Genomic DNA, 26,458 nt, shown 5'->3' on the forward strand with positions numbered 1-26,458 from the left:
CAAGTCAAAAAATTAAAGCAACAACCTAATAAAATTCATATAAACACACCTCCTACAAAGCCATGCGTAAATGGTGATGAAGGATCAAAGAATGTAATTATACAGGTGTCAGTCAGGCCCCTATAGGCATCGAGTAGGCGTTCGGGGGGAACATTTTCGGGGGCTTCACCGCCTCCCGAATGCGTGCGCAAAGACCTGTGGTCGATTCAGAAAGTAGTAAAGTCCGGAGACGAGGACTCACAGGACCAGCCCTCCTGGTAAATATTCACACCCTCACTGAAGGTGCTGCAGCCCTTCGTGAAGGGCAGGTTAGCGTCGTTTGCCGCCAGTCAGGCGTAAACTCAACGCGTTATCGGTGATGGGTTGGAACATCTAAGCCCGTAGTCCCCAAAACACTGGCAGTACAGCACCACGATTCATCCGTGGACTCGCTCAATGATCCGCATCGATTCCATCTGGATCGCCACCGAGCCGATGGACATGCGTGCCGGTACCGAGACCGCGTTGGCTAGAGTTATCGCGGTGTTCGGTGCGACGATTGAACCAAGACAAGTTTCACTGGCCAGGTATCCGGCACGGATCGGACGTCGAACTCGACAACGAGCAACTTCAGGCCTTGATACTGGGCTTGCCTTGGCAGCGGGTAGGCGCGGGCGGCTCGATCACAGTGCTTTAGCTGCCATTACCCAGAACGCTCAAGAATGACGAATAAGGATCTTAAACTTCAAAGAGCCGACGCACCTGCACGGAATCGGCGTTTCCGCTTTGTTCAAGAGGAAGAAAGTAACGCAGTTGCCATTGCTGTGTCCTAACGGCCTGTTTGGCGACTGGTTTGACCCAAGGTGGATAAACGCGGATAGCGCGCTTACCACCTTTACCGTTAATCGCCATGATGCCCTTTGATGCCAGTATCTTCTGGTCGAAAACAAACTGTCCGCGATGCGTTGCATCGAACACACTCACCACAACAAAGGCTACGCCATCATCGATATCGAGAGGTGCAATGATGCCGCCTGACGTCGGGCGCTTCCATATTGTGACGAACTGTCCAATCTTCGTCGGCGTTGTTTTAGCCACACGGAAGACAATGGTGTGTCCGTCGAGGCCAAAGCGGGAGGCACCATACTCGGCACTCTCAGCCTCGCGTATAGCCAGATCCGTCAATTGCATTCCCGCCGGCGTGTACACATCCTGGATAGCCGCTATCAGATCGTTTGGAATATAGCCGAGGCCAGGGTCTGCCGCGCACGCATATTTTGTGCCTTGTTCAGTTAAATCGAATTTCAAAGGGAACAACTCCTAAACCACTCATTGGCCATACGATCCAATCCAGAACATATGCTACGCCCTTCGACATACCGAGCGGACTGCGGGCGATTACATCGTGTGATTACGCAAGGTGGGATAGCCAGCCGCTTACGCTTTGGATAGGTCCTTCGTGATAGGAAGCTTCTGGCCGATTGCTGCCCGCTACGACAGGCAGAAATCGGCCGATTCTGTTGAAAAAGTCGGCTATGGTTTCCACGGCAGAAAAGTACGCGCTTGAGATTGAAATCTTTACTTTGAGTAGAGGGATCTCGGGCTCGGATTTCGCGTAGCAGCGCGCAAGAAAGGCGTTTTCAGCGGTCTATATTACGGCAGGCTGGAAGAACCGACTTTTTCAACAGAATCGGTCAAAAGCAGCCTTTGGTGAAGTGGTAAATTCCGGTCGTGAGCGAGCGTTGTGTTCTTAAAAATTTAACGCATCGTAGAAATTATTCTATATACGTAACCGGATTGGCAGAGTTAACTTTCGTCAACCTTACCTAATATATCTTCCGCTTTTGCTACATTCATAACCCGTACCATAGATTTTCCAAAGCCTAACGGAAAGATTGGGTTTGACGGGTCGATCGCAATAAAAAACTCCAGTAAAACCAGTGCTGAGTGTATGTGCTTGTATACACACTCTGCGAATAGCTCTTCCAATATTGCATCTGTATTACTGGACTTGCTGTGTATTATCTCATTCCTTAGTCTTTCAAGGCTCTTGAAATCGGACCAGAAATCCTCGGATTGAGGTGGAGGGCATTTTAATATTGGTGGCAATATTGATGAAACTTTCTCAGAAGTAGAAATCCATCGTTCGATTTGCTCCTTGCTATAATGCTCTGTAGATTTGTTGGTGGACTTTATGTATACGTGTGAGTCAGGGATTGCCGCATTGCAAAATGATTCCACTGCCTTATATGCGAAAATTATTGCCGTCTGTATGCTCTCAAGATAGTCATATGCCAGCCCCACATTGTGATCATATATCGATTGAGTAGACTCCGATAGCCGTTCGAGTTTTACTTTAATTTTTTTAGCTTGCTGTAACGACTTGGTTGCTACATTTATTGCCAGAGTGATTTCATTGGGGACCACTATTGTAATGGTGTTTGAACCAATTTTTGGCTTTATTATTTTCTGAAAAAAAGCTGTCTTATTTGTGGAGGTTTCGTGAATGCCGATAGGTTTGTTTGCGCGTCTATCCGGGGCCGGGATGCCTTCAGAAGGGTCGTCTGGGTTGCTCATGTGATAAACGCAAATCAACTGAGTATGTAGTTTTAACATTTTTTAATCCGGTGCGTGCGCAATTAATTGGTCTGCTGGCATTCGCTGGATGAGTGCGAAGCTGAATAAATACTCAAATTTAGCCATCGGCCTTAGCTGTTTTGTTGTTCATTCGGTTAGTGATTACTCGATAAAAACTAGATAATTTTATAGAGCATGAGCATTCCCGCGCTGTGCTAGCGGTTTCTATAACTCGAACAGTGCAAGTTGCGCACATCTTAAACAAATTCTTTTTTACGTTTTTCGCACTCAGCTAGAACATTTTCCAACCATGTCTCATACCAGTACCATGTATTCATTATGGTGACGCCAAAACCTTTGCCTTGTTTTTTTGCATCGTTGAGCTGCCACATTTGCGTGTGATGCCTCATATTGAATCGTGGATAGCCAGACCTCTGTACTTTTTCGATAATTTTCGAAGGTAAATATTTAGGGCGTTCAATTTCCTTGATTTGAATATATTTGGTATTTATTCCTTGGGCCATTTCAGAGCCAGGTTTGATAAACTCAATAACTTGATCTGCCTGACCTTTATGGTTCGCTGTTTTGGGAACGAAGAAAACACGATAAGAAAATTTTGGATCATTAAACTCTTCATCGGTTAGAGCTAGATCAAATGCAGTTATATACGCCCGGATATTTTCAGGGAGACCGTCAGCCTGGGATAATCTTTCCACCTGCTCCTTGTTCAAAGATGAGAATTGGAGGCTAAAGGATAAGTGCTTGTCTATACCGAAGCTAGCGCCAAATAGCGACTTTATAAGTTCATTATAATTTAGGCAACAAGCTTGAAATCTAGCACTTAAAAACTGATCTATCCTGGTCGTCATTTGGTGTTCGATTTCATGCCTCAAACCGAGTAGGAATCTAAGATTATTTGCGGCACTCAAATCGACCGGTGACTCAGGCTGATTCAGACATTTCTCTAGCTCCCAATGCTTTACAGCACCTTTAGCAGTTTTTTGAAATCTCTTTCGCGCACCTTCCATTTTGAAGTAACGATACTCAATTCCATTCTTACGATAATATGCATGGAGGAGATAAGTCCAAGATATCATCATTAAAACAATAAATATTTCAGACTTGAAGGTGAGCGCAGGGTTGTTGAATATCTGTACTGACGCAAGGGCGGATTCTCTAGATTTTTTTATAAGTTCTCCTGCTACAGATCCCACTGATCGCACTCTTTTCTCTACAGCCATACTGATCATCCTTGCAGTGAGTCATATTTATAGATTTTATATGCGATTACAAGAAAGTGACCACTCCGCGCACTTGGAATGCCCCTTCTCTTACTGGATACCATAGCGATACTTGGCGGGAAATCCAGTCTGAGCTTACGGCTCGCAGTGTTCAGCCGTCGTACCGCTACGACGCTCGGCCAAATACCGATGCACAAGCTAGATCCTATCCTATCAGTCGCATTTAGATATCGCTGTTCTCGCAGCTATAAAACCGCTCTGCGGGAGCGACCGCTTTTGGCCGAAAGCCGACGGTCGCGAACGGCAGCAATTGACCAGAATCAGCCTTCTGAAGTGCCGACCAATCTGCGGGCGATTCGCAGTTTCGACCCGCTGCATGCACGTTAATCACTGACTTTGCCCCCCCGCGCACTCTTGGTTTTTTAAACGCCAACTGGTAGCGTTCGGCACCTCGCTGTATTGCCCGATCCCTTTCTTCATTCGTGACCTGTAAAAGGCAGACGTGCACGAGAACCGTTGCCCCACTCGAGGGCACCGACGCAGGACGCATCGGGCGATGCACAGTCATTCGCAAATGGAGTTCACAATGACGCAAAACAGCACCGTGCTGTCGGGCATCCAGCTGGATCAATTCATGGACCGTCTTGAGGTCGAGCATCAGGAACATGGTGTCGACTACCTGTTGGGCCAGCTGCGCGGCCAACCGCTCAAGGCAACCTCGCTGGAGTCGATCGGACGGCTGCACGTGCTGTGGGTCAACGCGGGTGATGCAGACGCGGCCAGGGCGGTACTGGCTGACGACGGCCAGGCACTGATCGAGGCTACGCCTGATGATGAGCGCAACGAACTCAAGGTCAACCTGCTGATCTACCAACTGCGTCTGGGCAACTACTTCAAAGACGAGCAGGGCCTGCTGAAGGCGCTCGACCACCTTCAGCAATTGACCAACGAGCCGCTGCCGTTCGACATTGAGCAGTACCGGCGCTACCGCATTTTCGAAGATCTCCAACACGCCACCCTCGACGTCGCCCTGAAGACCATCGAAGTGCGTCACACCCTTGCCCTGATCAACCCCGACCGTCATGCACTGCGAGCCTGGGACGATGCCGATCAACACCAGCGACGGGCCCAGGCGCTGGCCGCCCATGAACGCGACGAAGAGGCTCGTGAAGCCGCGCTGGCGGCAATTGCCGCGTTACGCACCGCTGGCGAAGATCAGGATGTCGACGGTAACGACTGGCTGTGGCTGGGCGATGCGCTGATCGAAATCGTTCCATTGCGCCTGGCGATGTTCGAACAGCCGGTTGTGCGATTGATCGCCGAATTGTCGCTGCCCCAGCGTCGAGAATGGGAAGTGCGCCTGGCACGTCTGGCCGCCCGTTCATTGCAGGCCCAGGGCGACCTCGCCGGTGCTTTGAAAATCTGTGAAGTGGCGACCCTGAGTCTGGAGTCCGGCGGCGGTGACAACTTCGTTGACTTCCATTTGCCATGGCTGCTTGAAAACGGCCAAATCGACGACGCCGGGCAACGTGCATTCATGGAAATCTATGAAATGCGCGGCGAAATGTGGCCGGGCACGGCCTACTGGGTCCACGATCGCCTGCTCGATGCCGAGGACCAGTCAGCGTGGTGGCCGTTGTGCGTGATACGTGCCTGTGATGATCAGAGGGTGCTGGAGCGCTTCACTTCCGGCCTGCCATGGCGGGACGAGTCGACCCCGTCCATGGGCCCGTTGCTCGATGCACTGCATGACGCGCACGATGACCTTGAGCAAATTGACAACGTCTTCACCCTGGCCCTTGCAGAAGCCCGGCGACGCGCGCCGAATCACCCGTGGATCACTCGTCTGGTGGCGGTACGTGAACGTCAGGCCGGGCGCATCGACGCCAACACCGAACTGACGATGCTACGCGAGGCGGTTTCGGCCGGCGATCTGCAGGACCACCGCAGCGTCTACAGTCTGTTCAGCGCCCACGCCAGTGCATTCGGCATATTCGATGCCTTGCGCCAACCCTTGCCGCTATTGGCCAGCGGCATGTACTACTACAATTTTGCGACTTCCCTTGAAAGCTTGGTCGAAACGCATGTCGAGAAGCTTTCCAGCGAGGAGGCAGATTCGGTCTGGTGGCGGCTGCGGGAAGTGCAAAAGGTTGCCTACGAACATGGCCAGGCCCGTATGGAGCAGTGCTTCGCCAGCGGCCGCGGACACCGCTACGATGCCTGCGCACACCTGTACTCAATGCTGTGCAACAACCTGGCGATCAATTACCGCTGCTACAACGACAAACTCATGGGTCAAGCACTTGAGTTGCATACCCGTGGCATCGCCGCCAGCCCGTTCGCCGAACATTATCAGGGCATCCTCGAAAATCGTATTCTGCTGAACGATAACCCAGGCATCGCCGAAGCCGCCGAGCAGCTATGGCACTACGCAGCCGACTATGGCTACGGCCGCCACAACCCGGAAGATTACATACAGGACGTCACCCGCGCCCTGTTTCGACTGGACCGCGAGCGCGAGATTCTGATCTGGCTGGAGCGCATTCTCAAATGGCAGGAAGAGCGCGAAATCAGCGACAAGGACCTGGAGTACTCGCCGCTGTTCGCACGGATGAAAATTGCCATGTACCTGTCATACAGCCTGCCGGAGGCGGCCACTAACCTGTGGTTACGTTACGCGCCGGTCATCGATGAACTCTCTGAATCCTCTCTGCTGGCTTGTGCCGGCGATGTGCTCAAGGGGCTCGAGCGCAAGGCAGAGGCCGTGGCCTATTATCAGCGCTCCATTCTGCGCAGTGATCCGAACAACGAAGTTGATCGGGGAAACAATGAAATGATCCGCCAGTGCATCGCCGAACTGCAGGCGTCGGCAAAACCGGCCGGCAAAGCCTGGTGGCAGATATGGAAGTGACACCGGAGCTGCGAACGTCCGGTTATGCCCCGCGCAACGCACTCAATGCCGATCAACTCAAGCGTGGCATTGCCGAGCGCAGCAAGGCCCGAGGTGATGCGCCAGAGGTGGGCAAATGGTTGCTCAACCATTTTTACCGTCATCTGGTCGGCAATTTCGAGCCTGCGCGGCGAATCCTGAGCATGGGGCAGGCTATCGAGGCATTCGGAGCCGAGCCGCCGTCCTGGGTGGTTGGGCATTTGAGCGATGCAAAAAAAGATTCACTTGCACCGCTGGTCTGGGTCGATCCGCAGCAGGCGCCATTGCTGGCGCTGGAAGCCTTGCTGGTGGAGTTCCTGACCTCGCGTCAGGGCACAGCACTGGCGGGCAAGCTCGAACGCATCAACTGCCCCCAGGCGTTGATGCTGTGGCAAAAGGAACACGCGCAGATGGCGGCGCGTGTCGAACAAGGCTGGCGCCAGAGCCAGCCCGAGGCCTTGCTTGCGCGGGTGAACACCGCTGAGCACGTATTGCAGGAACTGCGTCCCGAAAGCTCCTTGCTGCGCGCGGAAATGGCCTTTGAAAGCTACGTGATGCGCCACTGTCTGGGCCAGTTCGCCGATCGCCGCGCCTTGACTGGCGGCTACGGCGAGCGCTATGCCGAAGCGGTCGAACAGCAGCGCATGCGTGTGTTCAGTTTGCGTGACAGTCAGGGCCAGCCACACATCACCATCAGCCTGATCGTCCAGGCCGACGGCACCTTGACGGTCGAGCAGGTAAAGGGTAAGCAAAACCGGCCTCCGGTGGAGCGCTATTACCAGGACCTGCTGCAGTGCCTGAATGCTCTGGACACCGACCAGCAGACACCCGCCGACTGTATCGCCATCGGCATCGTGCGTACCGAAGCCGGCTGGCTGCGTATCGAGGAGGTCAACGACCCGACCGCCCAGACTCGCCTGGTAGCCCGATATCCGCAACTTTATGAGCGCCTCGATGCGCCATCCGCCATGGTCGAATGGCTGGTCGCCGGGCGTCAGCCGCAGCAATTCCTGCAGGCTGCCCCGAAGGCGGTGTCGGTCAAGTACGCCATCCGGCACATTTTCAGCAAATACATTGAGCGTCAGCCCAAAGACCCGTTGTACCTCACCGAAGGTGTGCCGTGGCCTGAAATGACCTCGCCAATGGCCGAGGAAATCCTGGCCTGGCAGGCCCGGGCAAGGTAAGGAGAGCGGGATGTTTTTGCTTATCGCAGTTGTGGTTTCAGCCTGGATGTTGTGGCGAGCATTCAGACCGCGTGGCGCCCAGTTGTTCAGCCAACGCAGGCACTGGTCGCTGCTGCTGGCCAGGCCCATGGCTGATGCGATGGAAGTCGAGGGTTTCTACTCGTCGGCGTGCGATCACTTCACCGAGCAAGCACAGACGATTGTACGGGCAGCGTTGTTACACCAGGCCGGGATACGCAGCAATTGCAATGACGAAGCCGTGCGGTCGCACTTCAGTGCGACCCTCGAACAGCAGTGGTACAACCTCGACCTGCAGGCGCTGATGACCGGTGATGAGCCGCGTGCGGCCATGGCCTTTGCCTGCGTTCGAGTGGCGTTTCTGGTCCGTTGTGCGCTGCTGATGCGTTGGCTCGAGCCCGACCTCGCCTGGCGTGTGCTGCTGCTCAATGCACAGCGGGCGCAGGACTGTTTCGACAGTTGGGAAGAATTCGGCAAGGCCTATCAGCTAGGGCGCGAGCAGTGGGTGGCGGCGTTTCGCGTCGACTCGCTGGGCGAAGCATTCCATGAGCAGCATCTGCGCCAGTTGCTGACGCCCGGCAGCGGAGCGTGGGCCGATGCCCCCTGGAATACGCCTGCGGCGCTGACCCCGACTCTGGCGGGAGCTGCGTAGCTATTGGTTCAAGCGTCTGAATCGCTGGAGCTCTCACCGCTGGAGGCGAGCTTGGTTGAAAAGCTCTTTCATTGCTAGATCAGCCGAGGCCTGGAGTCGCTGTTCATGAATGGCTTTTCTCGGCCATAACCAGACGGTCCTGATCTGTTGCCTCTAACGATTGGCAGAGCTCGACCAATATCTACCGATGATCAGCGCTGGCGTTCATACCAATATGGGGGGCATTCCCGGAGTGCAAACGCGGTATCTGCCGAGCAGAATTCGGAGAGAACCGCCAACGGTCTATCCTTCAAGACTTGACTCCAATTGATCAGGGCGCTGATAAATGAACTCTCTCTGGATAGCACTGGCCATTTTTGGGTGCCTCGTTGCTGCCTCGCTTCTCATGGTGCACTGGTACCCAAAGCTGGCATCCCGCCACAGGGATGACGACACTAACTCCGTAATTCGTCTAGTAGCCAACATTTTTGTGGTTATGACATCGCTGGTCTTTGGTTTGATGATCAATTCTGCCAAAAACACTTTTGAGTCCATTGATGCAAACTTCCATGGATATGCAACCAGCATGATCATTTTTGATCGGACACTGCGGGGCTATGGCGATGCGGCACAAGACACGCGAAACCGTCTGATCCTCTATCTTGAGCGTGCTATCGAGACCCCGTATCGGGGAGACGAGGCGCTGCAGCATCGTAACAGCGAGGCGGCTAAATACCTGGATGATATCGGCAAGTCTTTGGCTCTTATAATGCCCCCGGACCGCTACCATGAAACGATGCTTCAAGATATTCGTCAGCAATATCATTCGCTCATCGAGCAACGCTGGAGGATCGTAGAGCAGTCAGAGGGAGCGATTCCTGGCCCGCTGATTGGGATGCTTGTTGCCTGGTTGACACTCATTTTCGCCAGTTTTGGATACCGCGCTCCCCGTAATTCGATGGTGATAGGAATGTTCATTATCTCGTCATTGCTCATTGCGGCTTCCGTTTACCTTGTTTTGGACATGGACGTGCCATTTCATGGTCCTATCCAGATATCCGACGAGCCCCTGCGCAGGGCGCTCGCAGTAATGCAACTTTAGGGGCGCGAAAAGCTCTGGCGTTCTGAGTCATGGCCTCGAGGCGGACCAAGCCTAAGTCCGCTTCGGGCCGAATGCTGCCCCTCATGACAGGCAGAAATCGCCCATGAGCGGCCATCCGAACACATCACCTAACCGGCTGTTTTGTAGGATGACGCAGTCACCGATGTTCCGCTGCCAACATTGATCTGAATTGAGAAGTGGTCTCGGAAGATAGCCCGGCAGCTTCGAACACTGCGCAGGTGAAGCTAACGGGTGCAGGGCCTGGAGCAGTTATGATGCGGTCTGCAACCACAGCTACTGGGCTGCTTCGATAAAGCGTGCCCCCCTCATAACCCATGGCATTCTGCTGCAGGAAGTCAGCGCTGTTCGATGTATGAGGAACGGTGTCGAGAAGGCTGGCCCTGGCAAGTGCCAGCGTTCCCCCACAGATACCGGCAATTGTCGCTCCACTTGCACGACTAGCATGAAGAAACTCCCGAATATCAGGTGCTTCTGCACGTTCCCAGACCACTCCTCCAATCACGACTACAACGTCCGGTTTCCAGTCCAGACATTGTTGCAAACTGCTCTCGACCGTTACCGCCAATCCACCCTGCGAGCGAAACTGCCCCGTAGCAGAAGCGAAAAACCTGACATCGATCCCGTAAAACGGAGACGCAGTTCCAGCAATGAAAGCGTATTCCCAGTCCGCAAAACCGGGTGTCAGTATCAATCCCACACGTGCCATCAGTCAGAATCCTCCATGAATGCCAATAACATATGGCGACAACACACATACATCAAGGGCAGCTATGGGTCGAAAGGGGACACCCTTAACCTCGCGCACTCCATCGGGCATATGCGCTCGATGTTGCCAAGCAAGCGGAGCAGGCTGAACAGGACGTTGTCTTGGCAAATGGTGCGCGGCCAACCAGTTACAAGCATCACGGCGAAGGCCGCGTGCAGTAACGGGGCAAGCGCAAGATTCGCTGCCGGTGCCTGGAGGAGAGTAGAGAATAGAATGCCGATGTTCAGCTGTTTGTATTGAACAACCTGACGCTAGGCCCAGCGGCTTTTGTAAAAGGCGAAGGGGTAAATACGTCTGAAAGGCAGGGTTGATCGGTGAGTCAGCAGAATGAGGGCAGAAATCGCCTCATGAAACGCCCAAACGAGTTGTCGCCTGGCCCTCCCGCACCACCTCTATGCATTTATTTTGTGAATAACGCGGCATTCCCCACGTTTTACGTAAAAAGTCCTGCCACTTGATGTAACAAACAGTTTAATGATGGCTCAACTGTGCAAAATCCCTGAGTTCACCGTTTGGCTAATGGGTATGGATTGTACGTATTTCTACGTTAAGGATGTCGAGTGCCGAATCAGCCCTCAACCCAACGCCAGTATTGTATCCAGAGCCTGGGCGTCGCCCTGCTCTGCCTGTGCGCGCTGCCGGCCGCCGCCGCCGATGGGCCGCAAGCGGGCCAGGAAGCGCTGCGCTTGCAGCAGCAACAGCAGCGCGACTTGCAGCAATTACACCTGGAGCAGCGCCAACGGCAACTGCAACGCGGTAGTTTCGGTACGCAAGCGGCCACGCCGGCCTTGCCAACAGACATCGCCAAAGATGAACGCTGCTGGCCGCTAAGTGGCACGCGCCTGGCCGGAATCACGCTGTTCAGCAAGGCTGAGCTGAACAAACGCATCGAACCCTACGTGGCGCCGTGCATGGGTGTCACCCAGATCAACCGCCTGCTGGCCGAGATCACCCAGCTGTATGTGCAAGCCGGCTATATCGCCAGCCGCCCGTACCTGATCAGCCCGCCGGCGGCCGGACAGTCGCTGGATATTCACGTCGAAGAGGGCTACCTCGAAGCCATCGAACTGGCCGACCAGAGCCTGCCGGTGTCATTAGGCGGCGCGTTCCCCGGGATGCTCGGCAAGCCGCTGAACCTGCGCGATTTGGAACAAGGCCTGGACCAGCTCAACCGCCTGCGTTCGGTGGACCTCACCGCCGACATTGCCCCTGGCAATGAAGCTGGCGCCTCGCGCATCATCCTGCGCTCGCGCAGCACGGCGTCACGCTGGGGGCTGGGGCTTGGAGTGGATAACCTCGGCAGTGCTGGCACGGGGCGTGATCGCAATGCCATCAACCTGAGCCTGGACAGCCCGCTCAAGCTCAACGATTCGCTCAACCTGAGCTTCAGCGACACGCTCAACCATGGGCCGCGCTACAGCCGCAGCAACAGCCTGTTTTATTCCATCCCTTACGGGTACTGGACCTACAGCCTGTTCGCCAGCCACAACGAATACCGCTCGCCGTTCAAGCTCAGCCGCGCCACGTTTTACAACAGCGGCCGTACTGACCAGGTCAGTTTGCGCACCGACCGCGTGCTGTGGCGCGACCAGGGCCATCAACTCAGCGCCAACCTGCAACTGGCCTACAAGGACGTCGACAGCTACCTGCAAAAGGTTCGCTTAGGCATCCAGAGCCCGACGCTGACAGTGGCCGAGGCTGGCCTGAATCTGTTCTGGCTCAACAGCGCAGTGTGGAACCTCGACGTCAATTACGCCCAAGGCCTGACATGGTTCGGCGCCGACCGTGATGCTGACCAAACGCAAAAAAACCTGCCCCAGGCGCAATTCCATAAGTACCGCGCCAACCTCACCCAATGGCGCAACGGCCAATGGCTGGGGCAACCGTGGCAGTGGCAGAGCCAGCTGTCGGCGCAATACAGCCCGGATGCGTTGCCTGCCATCGAACAACTGCTGGGCACCGACGATTCGGCGGTGCGTGGCTACCGCGAAAACATCACGTCCGGGGCCATCGGCGCGGTATGGCGCAACACCTTGCGCCTGCCGCTCACCAGCGACCTGCCGGTAAAAATCACCCCGCGCCTGGGCCTGGACAACGGCTGGATCAAGCGCGAACACGGCGCTCAAAGCCAGCGCCTGAGCGGTGCCAGTGCCGGGCTCAACCTCAGCTGGAAAAACGTGCAACTGGACCTCGATTACCAGCGCAACCTCAACACGCCCGCAGGGTTTGGCCAGGAGCCGGAGGTCTGGCTGACGCGCCTTAGCGTACAGATTTGAGCAACACCTGTTTAGCCTGAGTTAACCGCCGTACCTGACCACCACAGCAGCGTTGCAACGAACAACGCACGTCGCGGATCAGCCAACACAGAGCGAATTTATTTATGCCGACTGACACCCATACATTTCACCTTTCACCCCAGGGCAAACTGCGCTGGGCCATCGCCAGCCTGTTCCTGCTGCCGCAGCTGGTCCTGGCCGGTGGCTTAACCGTCGTCGAAGGGCCTGGCGGTACGCCGCAGCTGCAAAACCAGGGCGGCGTGCCCATCGTCAACATCGTCGCGCCGAATGCCGGCGGCCTGTCCCATAACCAGTTTCTGGACTACAACGTCGACCGCCAGGGCGTGGTGTTGAACAACGCCTTGCAGGCTGGTCAATCGCAACTCGCCGGGCAGCTGGCGGCCAACCCGCAGTTCCAGGGCCAGGCGGCGAGCGTGATCCTCAACGAAGTGGTGAGCCGCAACGCCTCAGCCATCAACGGCGCTCAGGAGGTTTTTGGCCGGGCTGCCGATTATGTGCTGGCCAACCCCAATGGCATTTCCGTCAACGGCGGCAGTTTCATCAACACCCCAAATGCCAACCTCGTAGTGGGCCGCCCTGAGCTCAACGACGGCAAGCTGCAAGGCTTGAATACTCGCGATGCAAGCGGCCACCTGACGGTGCAGGGCCAGGGCCTGCAAAACGGCGCGGGTTCGATCAACCTGATCGCGCCGCGTATCGACAGCGAGGGGCGCCTCAGTGCGCGTGACCAATTGAACCTCACGGTCGGCCGCAATCAGATCGACTACGCCAGCGCCCAGGTGCGCCAGGTCGACCCGGCGAGCAAAACCCAGGACCAGCGTATCGATGCCCGCCTGTTCGGGGCAATGCAGGCCGGCCGTATCAATATCATCAGCACCGCCGAAGGTGCCGGGGTGCGCGTGGGCGCGGTGCAAGTCGAGGGCCGTGATGGGGTGAAGGTCAGCTCGGCCGGCGACCTCGATATCAGCGGCCAGGTCCACGCCAACAGCCTCGACGCCACCCGCGCCGGTGTGCAGAGCCGCCAGGGCGATGTCGACTTGCACAGTGCCAAAGACTTGAGCCTCGCCGCCACCGACGTCGGCGGACGCAACGTCAAGCTCGACGCCGGCCGCAACCTCACCCTCAGCAGCCTGGAAAGCCAAAAACTTCAGGAAAAACGTGAGCAGTGGAACAACAGCAACTTCCTGTTCACCTACGAAACCTATGACCGCACCACCACCGACAAGGACTCGCGTCAGCACGCCAACAACGTCGTCGCACAACAAAATGCCACGCTGTCGTCCGGCGCCAACACCGAGATCAAGGCCAGCAAGGTCGAAGCAGGCGACGCATTGCGCGTCAACAGCGGCGCCGACCTGCAACTGAGCGCCGCCACCGAGACCCACGAAACCCGCGACCAGGGCAACCACCGCAAGCACCTGTGGAAAGCCAACTGGGACAAGTCCAGCAGCGAACAGCGCAGCGTCACCAGCAGCCTCAAGGCCGGCAAAGCCCTGGAGCTGACCAGCCAGCAAAAACTGCAACTGCAAGGCGCCGAACTGAAATCTGCGGGCGATATTCAATTGGCCGCTCGGCAAGTCGACATCACCAGCGCCAGCCGTACCCAGAGCAGCAGCGACAACGCTTACTCCGGCGACCTGACTGGCGGCAGTTTCTTCGGCAAGAACGGCGATGGCGATAAGGGCAAGACCCTGAACACCGGCAGCAAGGTCAATGCCGATGGCAAGCTGATCGTCAAGGCGGACGACGTGCGCATCAGCGGCAGCCAGGCGCGTGGTGGCCAACAGGCCAGCGTCATCAGCGACAAAGGCTCGCTGGTGATCGACGGCGTGCAAGACACCTCCCACGACAATAGCTACAGCAACGACAGCAAGTTCTTTGGTATCTCCAAGGATGAAAGCCGCAAGAACCTCAAGGACAGCACCGTCGTCGCCAGCAACCTGCGCTCGGACAGCAACCTCAAACTGCAAAGCGCCAAGGACATCAGCGTCAGCGGCTCCAAGGTCTCTGCGGCAGGCGAACTGCAAGCGAATGCCAAGGGTGACATCAAAGTCGCGTCGGCTCAAAACACCTCTCACACCACTACCAGCACTCACACGCGGGGTTTCGATGGCTACGCCAAGGAAACCGCCGACGGCACGCGTCAGTACCGCGCGGGTGTGAACTATGCAGATCAGCAGCACGCCAGCAAGACCGACACCACCCAGCAGCAAGCTTCCAGCCTCAGCGGCGGCAGCCTGGCCGTCACGGCCGGTGGCGACGTGAGCATCAAGGGTTCCGAGCTGAAGGCGACCCAGGGCGATGCGACCGTGAGCGGCAAAAACGTCGAACTGTTGGCGACCGATGACAGCACCCGTAGCCAAACCGACACCACCACCACCGCTGGCGGCGTGTATTACACCGGCGGCCTGGACCGAGCCGGCAATGGTGCGCAGTTCAGCCACCAGAGCAGCACTGACACCAGCCACAAAACCACCGCGCAAACCAGCAGCGTGGCGTCGGCCGGCACGCTGACGATCAACGCCGGCAACACCCTGACCAGCCAGGGCGCGCAGGTGAAGGCCGGTTCTGAGTTGCAGGTCAACGCGGCGCAGGTCGATAACCAGGCGGCGCATAACACCGAGACCGGCACCCACAAAGAGAACGGTTGGACCGCTGACGTCGGCGCCAATGTTGAATACAAAGGCATCACCCGGCCGATCGAAAAAGCCGTCGACGGCGTGGCCCAGGCCAAATTCCATCAGCCCGGCCTGCTGGATGCCTTCGAGCAACCGAATGTCGGGCTCGATGTGGAAGTCGGCCATACCAACAAGACCCGCACACAGCAGGACAGTACCGCCGTGGTCAGCCAGTTCAGCGGTGGCACGGTGCAGGTCAATGTCGCCAACACCGTGAAAGATGAAGGCACCCAGTACCGCGCCAGTGAGGGCGGGCTGAAAATCAATGCCGGCGAGCACCTCGCCACGGCGGCCGCCAACACCCACACCAGCAGCGAGCAAGGCGTTGACGCCAAAGTGGGCGTGCGCGTCTACACCACCACCGGTGAAGACTTGAACGTGCGCGGCAATGGCGCAGGCGGCAGCAGCGATGGGCGCGAATCCAGCAGCACGGCGGTGGTCGGCAGCTACGCCGGGGCCCAGGGTGTGAACATCGAGACCCAAGGCGACGCGCGTTATGAAGGCAGCCAGTTCAACGGCGGCCAGGCGGGCGTCAACCTCAAAGCCGGTGGCGAATTGGCGCTGAACCAGGCCAACGATACCCAAAGCAACACCAATAACAGCCTGCGCGGCAGCGGTTCTATGACCGTGGGCACGGCCCCGGGCAGCAACGGTACGAACGCCAGCCTCGGTGCCGGCGTGCAACTGGACGACAAGCGCCTGAACACCCAGGACAGCCAGGCGCGTGTCGCGACGCTGCAGGGCAACGGCCCGATCCAGCTCAGCAGCGGTGGCGACATGACCCTGCAGGGTACTCAGGTCGGCAGCAGCACCGCGAAGACCGGTGACATCAGCCTCAACGCTGGCGGCAAGCTGAATCTGCAAGCGGCCACCGCTACGCACGTGAGCAGCGGCAGCAACCTGGGCGGCGGCCTGACGGTCGGGGCCAGCAAGACCAGCAGCGCTGAAAGCAGCGGCACCACCGGCAGCCTGAGCGCCAACTTCAACATCGGCAAAGTCGCCGAAAACGACCAAGGCGTTAGCGGCGGGCAGTTGCACAGCAACGGCAAGGTGAGCCTCACCAGCGGCGCCAACGCGGCGGATGCGATCCACCTGCAAGGCACTCAGGTAGTGGCTGACAGCGTCAATCTGGATGCGCAAAACGGCGGCATCCTGCAAGAGTCGGCGCAATCGACCCAGGCGCATAAGAGCTGGGGCGTGACCCTGGGCGCAGGCGGCAGCGGCGGCAAAACCACCCTGGCCGACGCCGGTGAACATGACACCCCCAAGACCCAGCACGGCATCAATGCGCGGGCCAAGGTCGACGTGGATCACCTGCAAGGCACCACCCAGCACGACAGCCTGATCAAGGCGAATAAGGTGGTGATCAACAGTGCCGGTGACACCCATCTGGCCGGCGCGCGAATTGAAGCCGATCAGGTCAACGGCAAAGTGGGCGGCGACCTCGTCGTCGAGAGCCGCAAGGATCAAGTCAGCAGCACCCAGGTCAACGTCGACGCCAAGCTTGATGTCGAGAAAAACCAACCCGGCGTGGTCAACAAACTGGCCAAGGCCAGCGGCCCGCTCAAGGACAAGGTGCAAGCCAAGGCCGAGGGCGCGTTTGACAAGCACCGCGAAAAGCTCGAGAACGCCGTGGACAAGGGCACCGAGCACCTGGCCTCGGCCAAGGACAGCGTGGTCAACAGCGTTGGCAACGCCAAGGAACGCCTGGGCGAAAAACTCACCCGCAGCGGTAGCTACAACGTGAACCCCGAGCCCCGCGGCGCCTTCGGTACGAGCGTGGACAAAGCCAAGGCTTACCTGGCGGACAAGAAGGATGCCGTGGGCACTCGCCTGTCCGACCTCAAGGAAAAGGCCTGGCCAAAAACCACTGACAGCTACGCCGTCAACGGCAAAAACACCACCGGCAGTTCGGTGGCCAATACCACCGAAAACGTGCTGTTCGGCGACAAGAGCGGCAACACGTCCTACACCCCGACGTTGAACCTGGACGTCAGCCATGTGGTGAAAGACAGCGTCACTCAAGCGTCGGGCATCCGCACGCAAGGCGTCAACCTGCAGGTGAGTGGCGAAACCCACCTGACTGGCGCCCGGATCAGCGCGGACCAGGGCAAGGTCGACCTGGGTGGTTCCAAGGTCACGGCAACGACGTTGGCCGGCAGCGATTACCGAGCGGATGTCGGGCTGAACCTGTCGAAGTCACCGGTCAACCTGGTGCTGGGCGCCAAGGACGAATTGACCCAGAAACAGGACGACGCCATACGTAAGGATCAAGCCTTCAACCTTGGACCGCTGAGGGTCGGCGGGCACAGTGATAGCCAGGCGTTACAGGCCGGGATTGATCAGCAAACCCATTAACTAGCAATCCACTCGTGGAAGCAGGAGGCTATCCTGCTTCCACTACTGATCGCGTAAACACCAAAGTCCGTATGCGTGAATTAGAGTTTTTCTATGTTAACCAACGCTCGCTGAAATCCATCGACTTCCACGAAAAGCACATCTCCGCCATTATCAGGCACCCGCGGAACCCAAAGAACGTGAAATCGAAAAAGCATACAAAACAGTGCGCAAGAGTGCTTTAGCACGGACTGCAAAACTAACGCACCTATCGCAAAAGCAGCTGGCTGCAATCATTACGCGACCAAGCAACGAGCAGATCGCAATCAGTGTGGCCAATATCTTGGAGGGAGAACCGGCACAACCTTCCGCGCCAGAAATCGGACCTTCCAACTCTCTAGAGCTAGCCGCCCAGGAAGTGGAGGCTCACAGGGCCATGACCCCTACCCCAGTACGACCAGAAGCCCAATTAGAAGAGGAACGCTCCATTGAGCTTGATCAGGGTTACCCTCCTGACACATCGAGCCCAGGCGATGCGATAGAGCTTCCCGGAGAACCTGAGGCGACTGACCTGCCCGAGCTTCGGCGCCAGATAAACTCCGTTGCTGGGGCGAGGCTCCAAAAGCGCAAGCACCCTCCCCGCGCTGTGCTGAAGCTGCTTCCGCAACCTGGTTCTACGCCTCAAGTCGAAGGAGTCATCTCATTGGATATCAGGGAGGTCGATGATTGAATGTCACATCGCTCCGGATGTTCAGCACTCCCCATCCTAATCATCACCACTTCCTCAAATTCTCACACGACGGAAATGTAGGATTCTGAGTAGGGCCAAAAGTGGGGGCAAATTTTTCTTTCGCACAAAATCAGCAGACATAAAAAAATCCAACCACCGCTAAGTGATTGGATTTTTTTAAAAAAATATGGTCGGGACGGAGTGATTCGAACACTCGACCCCTAGCACCCCATGCTAGTGCGCTACCGGACTGCGCTACGCCCCGACTAGGCGTGAAACTGGGTTCGCTTCGTAACGAAGCGATCAGGAATATACCGCAAGCATTTGAAATGTGGAAGTATTTTAAAGGCTTGTTTCACTTTTTCAAAACCACCAGTACATCTTCCAGTTCGGAGATCATCTGGCGGATCAATTGCTTGTATTGGGTGGTGTCGTCTTTGGCTTCATCACCGGACATACGCTGGCGTGCGCCGCTGATGGTGAACCCCTGGTCGTACAGTAACGCGCGGATCTGTCGGATCATCAGCACATCCTGGCGCTGATAATACCGACGGTTCCCGGTGCGTTTGACGGGGTTGAGTTGAGGAAACTCCTGCTCCCAATAGCGCAGCACGTGCGGTTTTACCGCACATAGCTCGCTGACTTCACCAATGGTGAAGTAGCGTTTGCCTGGGATGACGGGTAGCTCGTCGTTATGACTTGGTTCCAGCATAAGCCTCAACTCGGGCCTTCAACTTCTGCCCTGGACGAAAGGTGACCACACGGCGAGCCGTGATCGGGATTTCTTCTCCCGTTTTTGGATTGCGGCCAGGCCGCTGGCGTTTGTCCCGCAGGTCAAAATTGCCGAAACCGGACAATTTGACCTGTTCGTTGTCTTCCAGAGCGTGCCTGATTTCTTCAAAAAACAGCTCGACCAATTCCTTGGCCTCGCGCTTGTTCAGACCCAACTCTTCGTACAGACGTTCCGCCATCTCAGCTTTCGTCAAAGCCCCCATACGTCACTTCCTTAACGTGGCGTTCAACCTTTGTTCGAGCGAGGTGAGGATATTTTGCGTCGTGGTATTCACCTCATCGTCATTAAGAGTGCGCGATGGATGCTGCCAGGTCAAGCCAACTGCAAGGCTTTTTCTATGCGGATCAATGCCTTTACCCTGATAGACGTCAAATAGCCTGAGGTCCGTCAGCCATTCGCCTGCATTTTCTCGGATTACTTCCAGCACGGCACTGGCCGCCACATCACGATCCGCCACCAGGGCGAGGTCACGACGCACTTCCGGGAAACGCGACAGCTCGCTGAATTTAGGCATCTTGCCCGCAGCGACTTCAGCCAACACCAACTCGAAGACGAACACCGGACGGTCAAGACCGAGGGTTTTCGACAGTTCAGGGTGGATAGCGCCAACGAAACCGACCAGGCGGCCTTCACGCTCGATGCGCGCAGTCTGGCCTGGATGCAATGCCGGGTGGCTGCCCGGGACAAATGCGAAGGCATCCAGCGCGCCGGCAAAGCCCAGCACCGCTTCCACGTCAGCCTTGACGTCGAAGAAGTCCACCGGATCGCGCCCCTGGGCCCAACCCTCAGGCAGACGGCTGCCGCAGACCACACCGGCCAGCATCGGCTCCTGCTTCAAGCCGTCCAATTGGCCGACAAAGCGCAGGCCGCTTTCGAACATGCGCACGCGATCCTGCTGACGGTTCAGGTTATGGGAAAGTGCTTTCACCAGGCCTGGCCACAGGGACGAACGCATAGCCGCCATGTCGTTGGAGATCGGGTTGGCCAGCAACAGCGGCTCGACACCCGGGCTGAACAGTTCGAACTGCTTGGGATCAATGAAGCTGTAGGTCACCGCTTCCTGATAACCGCGGGCGACCAGCAGACGACGCAGCTCCGGCAGGTGCGCACGGGCCTCGGTCTTGGGCTGTGGGGCCAGGCGCGCTTGCGGGTAACGAACCGGCAGGCGGTTGTAGCCGTACAGGCGGGCCAGTTCTTCGATCAGGTCGACTTCAAGGCTGATATCGAAGCGATGGCTCGGCACTTCTACGCGCCACTGCCCTGCCCCATCAGCGCTGATGCCCAGGCCGAGGCCGGTCAGCAGACTGACGATTTGCGCTTCCTCGATCACCAGGCCGAGCATCTGCTCGACGCGTTGGGCGCGCAGCGTCACCGGTGCGATCGACGGCAAGTACTGCTCGTTGACAGTCTCGGTAATCGGGCCAGCTTCACCGCCGGTGATTTCCAGCAGCAGGCCGGTGGCACGCTCCATGGCTTCACGGGCCAGCTGCCAGTCCACACCACGCTCGTAGCGGTGCGAGGCATCGGTGTGCAGGCCGTAGGAACGGGCCTTGCCTGCCACAGCGATCTGGTCGAAGAACGCGCTTTCAAGGAACACGTCACGGGTCGTCGCCGACACGCCACTGTGCTCACCCCCCATCACACCGGCAATGGCCAGGGCGCGGGAGTGGTCAGCAATCACCAAGGTATCGCTGCGCAGGGTGACTTCCTGGCCATCGAGCAAGACCAGCTTTTCGCCTTCCTCGGCCATGCGCACGCGAATCCCGCCGTTGATCTCGGCCAGATCGAAGGCGTGCAGCGGTTGACCCAGCTCCAGCATCACGTAGTTGGTGATGTCGACGGCAGCATCGATGCTGCGCACGTCTGCGCGACGCAGGCGCTCAACCATCCACAGCGGGGTCGGCCGGGACAGGTCGACATTGCGAATGACACGGCCCAGGTAGCGCGGGCACGCGCTTGGCGCCAGCACTTCGATGGAACGCACTTCGTCGTGGACTGCCGGGACCGCGGTCACTGCTGGACGTGTGACAGGCACGCCGTACAGCGCACCGACTTCACGGGCCAGACCGGCCAGGGACAGGCAGTCGCCACGGTTCGGAGTCAGGTCGACTTCGATGCTGGCGTCTTCCAGGTCGAGGTAGGCACGGATGTCCTGGCCCACGGGCGCATCGGCCGGCAGCTCCATCAAGCCATCATTGCCTTCGCCCACCTGCAACTCCGCCTGGGAGCACAACATGCCGCTGGACTCGACGCCACGCAGCTTGGCTTTCTTGATCTTGAAGTCACCAGGCAGTTCGGCACCGATCATCGCGAACGGGATTTTCAGGCCCGGGCGCACGTTTGGCGCACCGCACACAACCTGGAAGGTTTCAGCGCCGTTGCTGACCTGGCACACACGCAACTTGTCGGCGTCCGGGTGCTGCTCGGTGCTGAGCACCTCGCCCACCACTACACCGCTGAAAACACCGGCGGCCGGCGTAACGCTATCGACCTCAAGACCGGCCATCGACAGACGAGCAACCAGCTCATCGCGATTTACCTGCGGGCTTACCCAGCCACGCAGCCATTGTTCACTGAATTTCATCCTGCTCTCCTAAAGGTTCGTTACGACTAGCGAAATTGCGCGAGGAACCGCAAGTCGTTGTCGAAGAACAGGCGCAAGTCGTTCACGCCGTAACGCAGCATGGCCAGACGCTCGACGCCCATGCCGAAGGCAAAGCCCGAGAACTCTTCCGGGTCGATCCCGGACATGCGCAGCACGTTGGGGTGAACCATCCCGCACCCCATGACTTCCAGCCAGCCGGTCTGTTTGCAGACACGGCAGCCTTTACCGCTGCACATCACGCACTCCATATCGACTTCGGCGGATGGCTCGGTGAACGGGAAGTAGGACGGGCGGAAACGTACCGCCAGCTCTTTTTCGAAGAACACCCGCAGGAATTCTTCGATGGTGCCTTTGAGGTCGGCGAAATTGATGTCGCGATCAACCAGCAGGCCTTCGACCTGGTGGAACATCGGCGAGTGGGTGATATCGGAGTCGCTACGGTACACACGGCCTGGGCAGACGATGCGGATCGGCGGCTGCTGCGATTCCATGGTGCGGACCTGTACCGGCGAGGTATGGGTGCGCAACAGCATGTTCGCATTGAAATAGAAGGTGTCGTGCATCGACCGGGCCGGGTGATGGCCTGGGATGTTGAGCGCCTCGAAGTTGTGATAGTCGTCTTCGACCTCAGGGCCTTCGGCAATGCCGTAGCCGATGTGGGTAAAGAACTGCTCGATACGTTCCAGAGTCCGGGTCACCGGATGCAGACCGCCAGAGGTCTGGCCGCGGCCCGGCAGGGTCACGTCAATGGACTCGGCGGCGAGCTTGGCCGCAAGATCGGCCTCCTCGAACAACGCCTTGCGTGCATTGAGAACCTCTGTGACACGCTCCTTGGCAACGTTGATCAGCGCACCGACTTGCGGGCGCTCTTCGGCCGGCAGATTGCCCAGGGTCTTCATCACCTGAGTCAACTCACCTTTCTTGCCAAGGTATTGAACCCGGATTTGCTCCAGGGCATTGATATCTTCAGCGCTTTGCACAGCCTCAAGAGCTTGAGCGACCAGCGCGTCCAGGTTTTCCATGTACAGACTCCAGATACAAAATAGGGGAAGAGCTTGAAGGCTCTTCCCCTATTTATGACGTTTACCACCTTGGACTACGGAGTAGCCCAGGGTGACTGTCGGGGGTACTTAAGCCAAGGTGGCTTTAGCTTTCTCGACAATCGCAGCAAACACCGCTTTTTCGTTCACGGCCAGTTCAGCCAGAACCTTACGGTCGATTTCGATGGACGCTTTTTTCAGGCCAGCGATGAAACGGCTGTAGGACAGACCGTTAACACGAGCACCAGCATTGATACGAGCGATCCACAGAGCGCGGAACTGACGTTTTTTCTGACGACGGTCACGGTAGGCGTATTGGCCTGCCTTGATTACCGCTTGCTTGGCAACACGGAATACGCGTGAACGCGCGCCGTAGTAGCCTTTAGCGAGTTTCAGAATTTTTTTGTGACGCTTACGGGCAATGACGCCACGCTTTACACGAGCCATGAGTTACTTCCTCTATTCTTGATCCAAAATTAACGAAGGCGCAGCATGCGCTCGACTTTTGCCACGTCAGACGGATGCAGCAAGCTGCTACCGCGCAGTTGACGCTTACGCTTGGTCGACATTTTGGTCAGGATGTGGCTCTTGAAAGCGTGCTTGTGCTTGATACCGTTAGCAGTTTTCAGAAACCGCTTAGCAGCACCACTTTTAGTCTTCATCTTTGGCATGTTCGGATACTCCGCATTCAGTTGATAAACATAATCAGAAGGCCTGCCGTGCCCTATTGATTACTTCTTCTTTTTCGGGGCGATGACCATGATCAGCTGGCGTCCTTCCATCTTAGGATGCTGTTCGACGGAACCGTACTCCAGCAGGTCAGCTTCAACCCGCTTGAGGAGTTCCATACCCAGCTCCTGGTGGGCCATCTCACGGCCGCGGAATCGCAAGGATACCTTGGCCCTGTCCCCATCACTCAGGAAACGTACCAGGTTGCGCAGTTTTACCTGGTAATCCCCTTCCTCCGTCCCTGGACGAAACTTGATTTCTTTAACCTGGATCTGCTTCTGGTTTTTCTTGGCTGCGGCAATCTGCTTCTTCTTTTCGAAGATCGACTTGCCGTAATCCATCAGCTTGCAGACAGGAGGTACAGCATCGGCGGAAATTTCCACCAAATCGAGCTTGGCTTCTTCAGCCTTAAGAAGCGCGTCTTCAATTGACACAATCCCAAGCTGCTCACCCTCAGCCCCAATTAACCGAACCTCGCGTGCCGAGATATTCTCGTTGATCGGGGCTTTCGGTGCAGCTCGTTTATCTTGTCTCATTTCACGCTTAATAGTAATTACTCCGAATCTGGGCGACCACGCCGGGAAACCGCTTGCGCGAGGAACTCAGCGAACTGGGCGACGGGCATCGAGCCCAGGTCAGCACCTTCACGAGTACGCACAGCGACAGTCTGCATCTCGACTTCCCGATCTCCGATAACCAAAAGATAGGGAACCTTGAGCAAAGTATGCTCGCGGATTTTAAAGCCGATCTTTTCATTTCTCAAGTCGGACTTGGCACGAAATCCGCTTTCGTTGAGTGTTTTTTCAACTTCAGCAGCAAAATCGGCCTGTTTATCAGTGATATTCATGATCACTGCCTGAGTCGGAGCCAGCCACGCAGGGAACGCGCCCTCGTAGTGCTCGATCAGGATCCCGACGAACCGTTCGAATGAGCCGAGGATCGCCCGGTGCAGCATAACCGGGTGTTTACGGCTGTTGTCTTCGGAGACGTATTCGGCTCCCAGACGGATCGGCAGGTTAAAATCGAGCTGCAAGGTACCACATTGCCAGACACGGCCAAGGCAATCTTTCAGCGAGAACTCGATTTTAGGACCGTAGAAGGCGCCCTCACCCGGCTGCAGATCGTACGCAAGGCCCGCACTATCTAGCGCAGCGGCCAGTGCAGCTTCGGCGCGATCCCACAACTCGTCGGAACCGACGCGTTTTTCCGGACGAGTGGACAGCTTCATTTCGACGTCGGTAAAGCCGAAATCGCGATAAACGTCCATGGTCAGCTTGATGAACGCGGCGGATTCGGCCTGCATCTGCTCTTCGGTGCAGAAGATGTGGGCGTCGTCCTGAGTGAAACCGCGCACACGCATGATGCCGTGCAGTGCACCCGATGGCTCGTTACGGTGGCAGGCACCGAACTCGGCCAGGCGCATCGGCAGCTCGCGGTAGCTCTTCAAGCCCTGATTGAACACTTGCACGTGGCAAGGGCAGTTCATCGGCTTGATGGCGTAGTCGCGGCTTTCCGACTCGGTGGTGAACATGTTGTCGGCGTAGTTGGCCCAGTGCCCGGATTTCTCCCACAGGCTACGGTCAACCACTTGCGGCGTCTTGATCTCCAGATAGCCGTTTTCACGCTGCACCTTGCGCATGTACTGCTCAAGCACCTGGTACAGGGTCCAGCCGTTCGGGTGCCAGAACACCATGCCCGGCGCTTCTTCCTGGAGGTGGAACAGGTTCAGGCGCTTACCGATTTTACGGTGATCGCGCTTCTCGGCTTCTTCGATGCGCTGGATGTAGGCCGCCAGCTGCTTCTTGTCAGCCCAGGCGGTGCCATAGACCCGCTGCAGTTGCTCGTTTTTCGCATCGCCGCGCCAGTAGGCACCGGACAGCTTGGTCAGCTTGAACGATTTGAGGAAGCGCGTATTCGGCACGTGCGGGCCACGGCACATGTCGACATATTCTTCGTGGTAATACAGGCCCATGGCCTGTTCGTCCGGCATGTCTTCCACCAGACGCAGCTTGTAATCCTCACCACGGGCAGTGAACACGTCGATCACTTCGGCGCGTGGCGTGACTTTCTTGATGACGTCGTAATCTTTCTCGATCAGCGCGTGCATGCGCGCTTCGATGGCGGCCATATCGTCCGGCGTGAAAGGACGCTCGTAGGCGATATCGTAATAGAAGCCTTCGTCGATGACCGGGCCGATCACCATCTTCGCGGTGGGGTACAGCTGTTTGACCGCATGGCCAATCAGGTGCGCGCAAGAGTGGCGAATGATCTCCAGCCCCTCTTGATCCTTGGGCGTGATGATTTGCAGGCTGACGTCGCTGGTGATCAGGTCGCTGGCGTCAACCAGCTTGCCGTCGACCTTGCCGGCCACGGTGGCCTTGGCCAGGCCTGCACCAATGGATGCGGCGACCTCGGCTACGGAAACCGGATGATCGAATGAACGTTGACTGCCGTCGGGAAGAGTAATAGTTGGCATGGCGCCTCCTCTCCTAGTGGTGACCCCTACCAAAGGTCACGTGGGTTGGGATGAGCCAGTACAAGATCCAACACCAGGCCGTTCATTGCTGAACGCCTGCCTTACAGCGGCAGGAGCCTTTCGGCCAACCGATAATCGAACCAGAGTGACTGGAGTTAAACAAAAAAAACCGGCACGAAAAAAGCCAGGTCGCTGATGCTAGCACAGATGAACGGTCATAGCGCCGCCCCACCGCCGCGCAAAGGCAAACTCCAGGCTTTTACAGGCAAAAGTGAACTTGGGCTGTACGTCAGGCCTCAAACACACTGAAAATCGCCGTCCGTCA

At 57.1% G+C, this 26,458-nt stretch carries 19 protein-coding genes, 1 tRNA gene and 1 pseudogene; 8 read left to right on the forward strand and 13 right to left on the reverse strand.

Annotation, left to right across the window (positions count from 1 at the left end):
* The first annotated feature begins 435 nt into the window (after positions 1-435).
* Positions 436-705 carry a hypothetical protein gene (locus HBR93_RS26915; RefSeq protein WP_233096796.1) on the forward strand — a complete coding sequence of 90 codons (270 nt, stop codon included), beginning with the start codon at positions 436-438 and terminating at the stop codon, positions 703-705.
* Positions 706-717: 12 nt separating this feature from the next.
* Here HBR93_RS26915 and HBR93_RS09555 read toward each other — a convergent pair whose 3' ends face one another.
* From HBR93_RS09555 to HBR93_RS09565, 3 genes are all read right to left on the reverse strand, one after another.
* On the reverse strand, positions 718-1,287 hold the full coding sequence (locus tag HBR93_RS09555) for a MepB family protein (RefSeq protein ID WP_169960193.1): 570 nt from the start codon (positions 1,285-1,287) through the stop codon (positions 718-720).
* A 498-nt stretch (positions 1,288-1,785) separates the two neighbouring features.
* The gene (locus tag HBR93_RS09560) at positions 1,786-2,556 is read right to left on the reverse strand and encodes a hypothetical protein (protein WP_169960194.1); all 771 of its coding nucleotides are present in this window, start codon (positions 2,554-2,556) and stop codon (positions 1,786-1,788) included.
* Positions 2,557-2,813: 257 nt separating this feature from the next.
* Entirely contained in the window at positions 2,814-3,797 is a 984-nt protein-coding gene (locus HBR93_RS09565) for a DUF3644 domain-containing protein (protein WP_262377275.1), read from the reverse strand.
* A gap of 586 nt (positions 3,798-4,383) precedes the next feature.
* Between HBR93_RS09565 and HBR93_RS09570 the strand changes: the two genes are divergently transcribed.
* The 4 genes from HBR93_RS09570 (at position 4,384) to HBR93_RS09585 (ending at position 9,661) form a co-directional block, all read left to right on the forward strand.
* Positions 4,384-6,708, forward strand: coding sequence for a hypothetical protein (locus HBR93_RS09570; RefSeq protein WP_169960196.1), 2,325 nt, complete (start codon positions 4,384-4,386; stop codon positions 6,706-6,708).
* Complete coding sequence (locus HBR93_RS09575; protein WP_169960197.1) at positions 6,699-7,910, forward strand: hypothetical protein; 1,212 nt, start codon at positions 6,699-6,701, stop codon at positions 7,908-7,910. The genes HBR93_RS09570 and HBR93_RS09575 overlap by 10 nt, the downstream gene beginning before the upstream one ends.
* A 10-nt stretch (positions 7,911-7,920) precedes the next feature.
* On the forward strand, positions 7,921-8,580 hold the full coding sequence (locus tag HBR93_RS09580; RefSeq protein WP_057441715.1) for a DUF1266 domain-containing protein: 660 nt from the start codon (positions 7,921-7,923) through the stop codon (positions 8,578-8,580).
* Between the two features lie 325 nt (positions 8,581-8,905).
* On the forward strand, positions 8,906-9,661 hold the full coding sequence (locus HBR93_RS09585) for a hypothetical protein (protein WP_169960198.1): 756 nt from the start codon (positions 8,906-8,908) through the stop codon (positions 9,659-9,661).
* A gap of 157 nt (positions 9,662-9,818) precedes the next feature.
* Here HBR93_RS09585 and HBR93_RS09590 read toward each other — a convergent pair whose 3' ends face one another.
* Positions 9,819-10,388 carry a DJ-1/PfpI family protein gene (locus HBR93_RS09590; RefSeq protein WP_169960199.1) on the reverse strand — a complete coding sequence of 190 codons (570 nt, stop codon included), beginning with the start codon at positions 10,386-10,388 and terminating at the stop codon, positions 9,819-9,821.
* A gap of 677 nt (positions 10,389-11,065) precedes the next feature.
* On the opposite strand from HBR93_RS09590, the gene HBR93_RS09595 reads away from it, so the two are divergent.
* The 3 genes and pseudogenes from HBR93_RS09595 to HBR93_RS26920 all read left to right on the forward strand — a co-directional run.
* Positions 11,066-12,724, forward strand: a complete 1,659-nt coding sequence (locus HBR93_RS09595; RefSeq protein WP_232545192.1) for a ShlB/FhaC/HecB family hemolysin secretion/activation protein — start codon at positions 11,066-11,068, stop codon at positions 12,722-12,724.
* A gap of 104 nt (positions 12,725-12,828) precedes the next feature.
* The gene (locus HBR93_RS09600) at positions 12,829-17,781 is read left to right on the forward strand and encodes a hemagglutinin repeat-containing protein (RefSeq protein WP_169960200.1); all 4,953 of its coding nucleotides are present in this window, start codon (positions 12,829-12,831) and stop codon (positions 17,779-17,781) included.
* Between the two features lie 71 nt (positions 17,782-17,852).
* A pseudogene (locus HBR93_RS26920) lies at positions 17,853-17,936 on the forward strand (phosphate ABC transporter ATP-binding protein); the annotation flags it as partial.
* Positions 17,937-18,678: 742 nt separating this feature from the next.
* Here the strand turns inward: HBR93_RS26920 and HBR93_RS09605 are convergent.
* From HBR93_RS09605 to thrS, 9 genes are all read right to left on the reverse strand, one after another.
* Positions 18,679-18,755: transfer RNA gene (locus tag HBR93_RS09605), tRNA-Pro, on the reverse strand.
* Positions 18,756-18,845: 90 nt separating this feature from the next.
* Positions 18,846-19,202, reverse strand: coding sequence for a MerR family transcriptional regulator (locus tag HBR93_RS09610; protein WP_003174972.1), 357 nt, complete (start codon positions 19,200-19,202; stop codon positions 18,846-18,848).
* Positions 19,183-19,485: an integration host factor subunit alpha gene (ihfA, locus tag HBR93_RS09615; protein ID WP_002553164.1), complete on the reverse strand. Its 303-nt coding sequence runs from the start codon at positions 19,483-19,485 to the stop codon at positions 19,183-19,185. The genes HBR93_RS09610 and ihfA overlap by 20 nt, the downstream gene beginning before the upstream one ends.
* Positions 19,486-19,488: 3 nt before the next feature.
* Positions 19,489-21,867 carry a phenylalanine--tRNA ligase subunit beta gene (gene pheT, locus HBR93_RS09620; RefSeq protein ID WP_169960201.1) on the reverse strand — a complete coding sequence of 793 codons (2,379 nt, stop codon included), beginning with the start codon at positions 21,865-21,867 and terminating at the stop codon, positions 19,489-19,491.
* A gap of 26 nt (positions 21,868-21,893) precedes the next feature.
* Entirely contained in the window at positions 21,894-22,910 is a 1,017-nt protein-coding gene (pheS, locus tag HBR93_RS09625; protein ID WP_057438636.1) for a phenylalanine--tRNA ligase subunit alpha, read from the reverse strand.
* A gap of 108 nt (positions 22,911-23,018) precedes the next feature.
* Positions 23,019-23,375 carry a 50S ribosomal protein L20 gene (gene rplT, locus HBR93_RS09630; RefSeq protein ID WP_003174975.1) on the reverse strand — a complete coding sequence of 119 codons (357 nt, stop codon included), beginning with the start codon at positions 23,373-23,375 and terminating at the stop codon, positions 23,019-23,021.
* Between the two features lie 29 nt (positions 23,376-23,404).
* Positions 23,405-23,599, reverse strand: coding sequence for a 50S ribosomal protein L35 (gene rpmI, locus HBR93_RS09635; RefSeq protein ID WP_002553160.1), 195 nt, complete (start codon positions 23,597-23,599; stop codon positions 23,405-23,407).
* Positions 23,600-23,659: 60 nt separating this feature from the next.
* Entirely contained in the window at positions 23,660-24,211 is a 552-nt protein-coding gene (gene infC / locus HBR93_RS09640) for a translation initiation factor IF-3 (protein ID WP_169960276.1), read from the reverse strand.
* Positions 24,211-26,133 carry a threonine--tRNA ligase gene (gene thrS / locus HBR93_RS09645; protein ID WP_057960165.1) on the reverse strand — a complete coding sequence of 641 codons (1,923 nt, stop codon included), beginning with the start codon at positions 26,131-26,133 and terminating at the stop codon, positions 24,211-24,213. Before thrS ends, infC begins: the two co-directional genes overlap by 1 nt.
* Positions 26,134-26,458: the final 325 nt, after the last annotated feature.

The sequence above is a fragment of the Pseudomonas sp. WS 5411 genome (genome assembly GCF_012985595.1).
In the GTDB taxonomy this organism is placed as follows: Bacteria; Pseudomonadota; Gammaproteobacteria; order Pseudomonadales; family Pseudomonadaceae; genus Aquipseudomonas; species Aquipseudomonas shahriarae.